The sequence below is a fragment of the uncultured Veillonella sp. genome, from assembly GCF_938010505.1.
In the GTDB taxonomy this organism is placed as follows: Bacteria; Bacillota; Negativicutes; order Veillonellales; family Veillonellaceae; genus Veillonella.
Genome location: NZ_CALLVP010000056.1, coordinates 1 through 7,929, shown reverse-complemented (window position 1 = coordinate 7,929; position 7,929 = coordinate 1). Strand labels below are relative to the sequence as shown.

Below are 7,929 nucleotides of genomic sequence, written 5' to 3'. Positions count from 1 at the left end.
ATGCCAGCGCCGTGGAAGGCAGGAACCATTCGAACAGAACCGAATTCAAAGTCGAACTTGCCACCTAAATGCATAGCATGAGCGCGGCAACCAGCCGCTGCGGCTTTACCTGCTACCTCTGCTGTAGAGATAACGAGTGCATCATTTGCTTTAGCAATGAAATCCGTGTCACCATAGTGATCGTCATGACCATGGCTGACAAAGATATATTGGCATTTAATATCTTCTTTTTTAGCGATATCCCATGTATTGCCGGTCAAGAATGGGTCAAAAATCATGGATACATCACCGCGAGTGAGCATAAAGCAAGCGTGACCAAAATAAGTTAGTTTTGTTTTCATAGGAACACTTCCTTCCTTATACATACAATTGTTAATTCTATTGTATAATATAATAAATGAAAATAAAACTATTGGTGATAATTTATGCATATTTGTAAGGATGTATTATGGATTTAACACATTTTGATCAAGATGGAAATGCTTGGATGGTAGATGTATCAGATAAGGATATTACAACACGTACTGCTGTGGCAGAAGGCTTTATTGCTATTAATGATGCTATTTACGAGCGTATTGCGACAGGAACTATAAAAAAGGGAGATGTTCTTAGTGTTGCTCAATTGGCAGCTATCATGGGGTCTAAACAGACGAGTGCTCTCATTCCGCTTTGCCATCCGTTGGCATTGACTAAGGTTGAGGTGCATTGCACTCTTGTTGATGGTGAAAGTCCAGCCTGTACAGATGCTACACATAATCGTGCTGTTAAGGTTCGAGCTACCGTAAAAACGACAGGAAAGACAGGTGTTGAAATGGAAGCACTTACAGCGGTTCAAGTAGGACTTTTAACAGTATACGATATGTGTAAAGCTATTGATAAGGGGATGATTATAGGACCTACATACCTCGTTGAAAAAGAGGGCGGTAAAAGCGGACATTTTGTACGGTAATGTATCAAGTAAATCAGTCATGATGCTTTCATGATAAATTAGTATATTAGAAATAATAATCTTTGTAAGCTTGAGCCAAGGAATATGCTTACAAAATAATTAAAATGTGTATTAAGAACGAGAATGTTATGAGGGCCTGCATATGAGTAAGTTACGATCGAAATTATTTATTGCGATGATATCAGCCATGCTATTGGTAACCGCAGCCGGATGTGGGAAGGATAATCCTATTAACAATATCACTTCCTCTATGAGTGAAGATGAGGCGCAACGTGGCAAAGGGATAAATGGTGATTTAAAAGATCCAGTTTATACCTATGATGCCATTGTGAATGGTGCACCGGGTGTAGTTCATCCTCGTAAAACCCCTTATGGATTTTACTCTCAAAAAGGGACTGAAGATGAATATGCAGTTTGGAAGAGTCTTGTAGAAAAACAGTTTAAAGATGTTAAACCAGTTCCTGAGGACGCATCGGAAGCTGAGATTAATCGATTATTTAATCAAATCCTCTATGTATCTGCTTATGATTATGAGCCTATAGAAGATTTGGATCGATATTCCTATTTCGTGTTCCAAAAGGATAAAATTCATCCATTTACAAAGCAACCGATTAAGGAAAATACACAATTGAATCTTGAGATTGTGTTGGATGCCAGCGGATCCATGGTCAATGAAATACAAGGTAAAAGCATGATGGATATCGCTAAAAATTCAATTAATGAAATTTTAACGACCTTGCCGGATAATGCTAATGTAGGATTGCGCGTATTTGGTCACTTAGGTGATAATACGGCGGAAAAACGAGCGGAATCTTGCGGCGCTAATGAATTGTTACAACCAATAACAAAGCTTGATCGTGAAAAAATAAAATCTGTAATGTCTCCGATTCAACCGACCGGCTGGACATCCGTTGCCAAATCCATTGAAAAAGGCACCGCTGATTTGAGCCAATTTACCGGTGAAAAGGATGTTAATATCTTGTACATCATCACCGATGGTATCGAGACTTGCGATGGTGACCCTGTGGCTATGGCGGAAAAGTTAAAAGGCGGTAAAACCAATGTAATACTGGGCATCATAGGGTTTAATGTCGATGCGAATCAGGATGCACTATTGAGACAAATTGCGCAAGCCGGTGGTGGCTATTATGCCTCTGCTAATGAAGCAAATACTTTGACCGCTGAATTATATCGCATTCATGAACTGGCAAATGCCAAATATGAGTGGGAAACTTTAAATGTTACAGAGCTTAATAGACTTAAGACTAGTCATGGAACTGGACGTTTGTTTAATAGCTTCTTAAAAGGGCAGGCACTTACTGAAAAACTTAATATTGATCAAACTATTTCCATTTTAATGGGGAATGAAGCAAAGATTATTACACCATACGGTAAGGTGTACAAAGCGTTGAAGACAAAAGCGGAAGAACGCAAAAAGCTTATAGAAGCTCTTTTAAAAGACAAAATAGCTGAGGTTGAAAAAGCAGATGCTGAGTACATCAAGTCTGTAGAGGCAAGAAAGGGTGAAATTGTTGCTTATATGCCATCAACAAGTCGAGTAGATAAGTTTAGCCGTTACTATGTTCCACGAGAAGATCGACCTGGTACGACGGAAGGGCAACAAAAAGATGGTCAAAAATTAGAAGAGGATAGACAACCTAAGAAATAAATATATGAGCCTTCTGTGTTACAATTAAGTTAAACACAGAAGGCTTATTTTTTCGAAAAGTGATAGATGAAAGTATTGTTTAGTATATTTTAATTAGAAATCTTAATTTTTTTTCAGTAGTTTACTTCTAATGGTATAATAGATTGTTAGAGGAGACTTTTTCTTCATCTATGTTATTCATCTATGTTAATAATATAAAGAGGCTTATAGTGGAAATTGTATTATATGAACCGGAGATTCCCGGCAATACAGGCAATATTGCACGCTTATGTGCTGCCAATCATATGACTTTGCACCTTATCAAACCGCTGGGCTTTTCCATCGATGATAAACATGTAAAGCGAGCTGGTCTTGATTATTGGCATTTGGTAGATGTGCAAGTACATGAAAATATTCAAGAACTATATGAGAAATATCCTGATCGTAGATATTTCTACGCCACCACGAAGGCAAAGCATACACATTCTGAGGTTAAATACGAGATTGGTGATATGCTTGTTTTTGGCCCTGAAACGAGAGGTTTACCTGAAAGTTTGTTAGACGGTAAAGAGGATACATGCATTCGTATACCTATGGTAGATGAAGCACGTTCTTTGAACTTATCTAATGCGGTGGCTATCATCGCCTATGAAGGCATGCGTCAACTTGACTACCCAGATCTTAAGGCTGAAGGCAAGTGGATTCAATCTAAATAGATATGCTTTCACAATAAACGAATAGAGACAAATATAAAATAAATATGGGTTAGAGGACCTACCAAATCTATATGACCGGTAGGGTTTTGAATGGTGTTGTTAGAGGAGGATATTATGAACTACGATAAAGCTCATGATTTAGCTCACGCGATGCGTGAATCCGAAGAGTACAAAGAGTTAATGGCTGCTCAAGAAGCAGTGAAGGCAGATGCAGTAGCAACGGCTTTAGTTCGCACATTTATGGCACAACAAATGCAATGGGAATACGCTAAGTTGTCTGGTGCTCCTGAAGCAGATGAGTTGCAAAAGAAGCAAGAGGAATTGATGCCTCAAATTCAAGAAAATGCTGCAGCGACTTCTTATTTGCAAGCGCAAATGCGTTGGAGCCAGATTTCTAATGATATCTATAAAATCATTAGCGAACCAATCACTGAGGGGATGAAAGTGTTAGATCATGGCGAAGAACAACCAAAACATTAAGGAATTACAAACAGCTTTATTAGAAGAATTACCGAGTACACGTGTACGAGAGCAGGAGCTTCTTTGTCATCATACGACATTCAAAATCGGTGGTCCTGCTGACTTATTTATTGAACCTACGACGATGGCTGAACTGAGCTTTACGCTGCGAACCATTCACGAATTAGACGTGCCTGTAACTATTATTGGTTGCGGTTCCAATATTTTGGTGAAAGATGGTGGTATCCGCGGTGCTGTCGTATCGGTTCGTCATATGACTCAAATCATGGACTGTAACGAAAACACACTATGTATTGGTTCTGGGTATATGTTAAAAGATGCTTCTGAATTTGCTTGGGAAAATAGCCTATCTGGTCTTGAATTTGCCATCGGTATTCCTGGTACACTTGGTGGTGCCGTATTTATGAATGCTGGTGCTTATGATGGGGAAATGAGCAATGTTGTTACTATGGTGCGAGCCGTAGACTTTCAAGGCAATATTAAAGAATACGATGCATCTCACTTAGATTTTGCATATCGTCATAGCATATTCCATGATAATCATGAGGTTATCGGCGAAGTAATTATGACACTCGTACCTGGGGATAAGGATGCTATTAAAGCTCGCATGGACGAATTGACCGAAAAGCGTGAGTCTAAGCAACCACTAGAGTTTGCTAGCGCAGGCTCTACCTTTAAACGCCCACCAGGGTACTTTGCTGGAACCTTGATTGAACAAACAGGACTTAAAGGTTTATCAGTAGGTGATGCGCAAGTATCTCAAAAGCATGCTGGCTTTGTTATTAATACTGGCAGTGCGAGTGCGAAAGATGTGCTAGATCTCATTAAAGAAGTACAAAAACGCGTATATGACCAACATGGTGTACATCTTGAACCAGAAGTGCGCATGATTGGCGAAGAGTAATACAAAAGATTTCTTATGTTCTAAGCTCTATTCAAACAATGAATAGGAAGAGACGTAAGGAATCTTTTTTGACTTTTTTCTATAGACTGCGATATAATTAACTGTTACCAATTTTGGGAATATACCTACATAGTTTCTTTTACAAGAGCTATGTGATATAGAATATACTGAAGGAATTTAAGGGAGGATCTTATGATTCGCGAAAATCTTCGAAATGTAGCGATTATCGCCCACGTTGACCATGGTAAAACTACTTTGGTGGACGCGTTATTAAAACAAAGCCATGTGTTCCGTGAAAATGAAAAGGTAGCAGAACGTGTAATGGACTCCAATGATTTGGAACGTGAACGCGGTATTACTATCTTATCTAAAAATACTGCTGTTATGCATAATGGCATCAAAATCAACATCGTTGATACTCCAGGCCATGCTGACTTCGGTGGCGAAGTAGAACGCGTACTTAACATGGTTGATGGCGTATTGCTTCTCGTTGATGCTTACGAAGGTCCAATGCCTCAAACTAAATACGTTTTGCGTAAAGCATTAGAACAAAAATTGAAACCAATTGTAGTTATCAATAAAATCGACCGTCCAGACCAACGTGTTAAAGAGGTTGAAGATGAAGTTCTTGAATTGTTCATGGAACTCGAAGCTGATGATGATCAACTCGATTTTCCTGTAGTATACGCATCTGCTCGCTCTGGTATCTCCAAGACTAACTGGGATGACGAAGCTGTAAACATGGAACCATTGTTCCAGACATTGATCGATGAAATTCCTGCACCACAAGGTGATATGGAAGGACCTCTTCAATTCATGGTCACTACACTCGATTACGATAACTTCATCGGTAAAATCGCTGTAGGTCGTATCGTTCGCGGTAAAATGAAAACTAATCAACAAGTGGCTATCATGAATGGTGAAAGCACTCGTAAAGCGAAAATCGGCCGCGTGTACACATATAATGGTTTGAACCGCGTTGAAACTGACGAAGCTGAAATGGGCGATATCATCGCCTTTGCTGGTATCGATGATATCAATATCGGTGAAACAGTAGCTGACGCTGAAAACCCTGAAGCATTGCCAACTTTATCCATCGACGAACCAACATTGTCTATGGTATTCTCCGTAAACAACTCTCCATTTGCTGGTCGTGAAGGTGAATATGTAACATCTCGTCATCTACGTGATCGTTTGTTCCGCGAAGTAGAAACTAACGTTTCTATGAAAGTAGAAGAAACTGAATCTGCAGATGCTTTCAAAGTATCCGGTCGCGGCGAACTGCATTTGGCTGTATTGATTGAAACTATGCGTCGTGAAGGCTACGAGTTACAAGTAGGTAAACCTCGCGTAATTTTCAAAACTATTAACGATCAATTGTGCGAACCACTAGAAGCATTGACTATCGATGTACCACAAGAATTCATGGGTACTGTAATGGAAAACCTTGGTCAACGTAAAGCTGAATTGACTAATATGGTTGAGTTAGCTGGTTACCTTCGCATGGAATTCGTAGTTCCAGCTCGTGGTTTGATCGGGTTCCGTGCACAATTCTTAACAGCTACAAAAGGTAATGGTATCATGAACCATGTATTCCATGGTTATGCACCATACAAAGGTGAAATTCCTTCCCGTACACGTGGTGCTTTGGTAGCATTTGAAAATGGCGAAACCACTCCATATGGTTTGAACTCGGTTCAAGACCGTGGTACATTGTTCGTTGGTCCAAACCAAGAGGTATACACAGGCCAAGTTATCGGTGAAAACACGCGTGAACTTGATATGGATGTTAACCCATGTAAGAAAAAACACGTTACTAACATGCGTTCTAGCTCCTCTGATGAAGCAGTTCGCTTGACTCCACCTCGAATCTTCTCCTTGGAGCAAGCTCTTGAGTGGATCAACGATGACGAACTCGTTGAAGTAACACCTGAAAGCATTCGTATGCGTAAAACAATTCTTGATCGTAACGCACGTGCGAAAGCTGCTAAAAACAAAAAATAATATCTCCTGTAGATATAAAGACGCTCCTAAAAGGAGCGTCTTTTTTTATCTAAACTATAAATTTTTTATATAATATTCCTATATATTATAGCCTTATGAAAAATAGATGATAATTTTATCAATCATGATTAATAGGCATATAAATGGTTATATATACTAACTCCGCATATTAACTTGGATATAGGGGTATTGGTATATACGAAATATCGGTAAGGCTGTATAATAATATCAAGTTTGTTGAAACAAGTTATTGATTATGGAGGTTCTTATGAATAAGAAAATCTTAGCTTCTTTATTTGCAGTAGGTTTAGCTGCAGGTTGTGTGTGCTCTTCCGTTGATGCGCATGGCGTATTCTTTGCTAACCGCTTAGATGAAAAAGCGCTAGTACTTGGCGAAGGCCCTGTTGATGATGCGTATAGCCCAGAAATGGTAAAAAGCATCATTGGTTTAGATAACAATGGCATGGTAATTCCTGTACAAGTTATTAAACATGAAAAAAATGTAGTAGTGGTACCAAATGATAAATTGGGTATTACAGTAACTGACTTTGACTATGGTTACTGGACAAAAGACAAAGATGGTAAAACGGTTCATAAACCAATCTCTGAAGTACCAGGTGCTCAAAAAAGTACACATGCTATTAAATATGACGTTCACTACTGGAATGCAGAAGCAAAACCTTTCAATAATAAAGATGCTTTCATTCAAATCATTCCATCTGTTAACCCATTAACTCTTAGAAAAGGTGATACATATGAAATTCAAGTCTTGAAAGAAGGCAAACCATATGCAAATGCACCTTTAATCAAAGACGTAATTAACGATCTTACTAATGAAAGTCAAGCAGATGCTAATGGTAAAGCAACTGTTACTGTAAGTGCTAATGGACTTAATGTAGTAGGCGTTGAAGTGGGCTTCCCAACTCAAACTAAAGGTGAGCAAAATAAATACTTCAGTGCATTGTCCTTTATCATCAATCCTGAATAATATAGGATATACTATTTACTAAGTGTGTAAAATAAACAAGACCTCCTAAGTTGGACTTAGGGGGTCTTTTTATATTTTTAGGGTGTACGTATAAATGCGTTCTGTGAGAGCCTCGTATTAGGCGGGGTAAGAAAGAGAGATTTTTATGAAATTACAACAAAATATATCGGCTGTGATGGCTGCGTTGGTATTAACTGGAATGACCTGCTCTGCATTTGCTACAGAAATTAATGCCACAAG

Annotated in this window: 8 protein-coding genes; 7 read left to right on the top strand and 1 reads right to left on the bottom strand. The window is 38.9% G+C overall.

From position 1 onward, the window contains the following. A partial coding sequence (locus Q0507_RS03115; protein ID WP_298712215.1) for an MBL fold metallo-hydrolase occupies positions 1 to 341 on the bottom strand: 341 nt, incomplete at its 3' end. Positions 342 to 448: 107 nt separating this feature from the next. Here Q0507_RS03115 and moaC point away from each other — a divergent pair. The 7 genes from moaC to Q0507_RS03080 all read left to right on the top strand — a co-directional run bounded on the left by moaC (position 449) and on the right by Q0507_RS03080 (position 7,689). Next, positions 449 to 949: a cyclic pyranopterin monophosphate synthase MoaC gene (gene moaC / locus Q0507_RS03110; protein WP_298712212.1), complete on the top strand. Its 501-nt coding sequence runs from the start codon at positions 449 to 451 to the stop codon at positions 947 to 949. 142 nt (positions 950 to 1,091) lie between these two features. After that, positions 1,092 to 2,618 (top strand): VWA domain-containing protein, encoded by a 1,527-nt coding sequence (locus tag Q0507_RS03105; protein WP_298712209.1) that lies wholly within the window; start codon positions 1,092 to 1,094, stop codon positions 2,616 to 2,618. Positions 2,619 to 2,827: 209 nt separating this feature from the next. Beyond that, positions 2,828 to 3,313, top strand: a complete 486-nt coding sequence (gene trmL / locus Q0507_RS03100; protein ID WP_287552513.1) for a tRNA (uridine(34)/cytosine(34)/5-carboxymethylaminomethyluridine(34)-2'-O)-methyltransferase TrmL — start codon at positions 2,828 to 2,830, stop codon at positions 3,311 to 3,313. Positions 3,314 to 3,427: 114 nt separating this feature from the next. Beyond that, on the top strand, positions 3,428 to 3,793 hold the full coding sequence (locus tag Q0507_RS03095) for a YlbF family regulator (RefSeq protein ID WP_287552511.1): 366 nt from the start codon (positions 3,428 to 3,430) through the stop codon (positions 3,791 to 3,793). After that, complete coding sequence (gene murB / locus Q0507_RS03090) at positions 3,768 to 4,697, top strand: UDP-N-acetylmuramate dehydrogenase (RefSeq protein ID WP_298712189.1); 930 nt, start codon at positions 3,768 to 3,770, stop codon at positions 4,695 to 4,697. The genes Q0507_RS03095 and murB overlap by 26 nt, the downstream gene beginning before the upstream one ends. Positions 4,698 to 4,889: 192 nt before the next feature. Then, entirely contained in the window at positions 4,890 to 6,701 is a 1,812-nt protein-coding gene (typA, locus tag Q0507_RS03085; RefSeq protein ID WP_298712186.1) for a translational GTPase TypA, read from the top strand. A 268-nt stretch (positions 6,702 to 6,969) separates the two neighbouring features. Continuing rightward, entirely contained in the window at positions 6,970 to 7,689 is a 720-nt protein-coding gene (locus Q0507_RS03080; RefSeq protein ID WP_287552097.1) for a DUF4198 domain-containing protein, read from the top strand. The last annotated feature ends 240 nt before the right edge of the window (positions 7,690 to 7,929 follow it).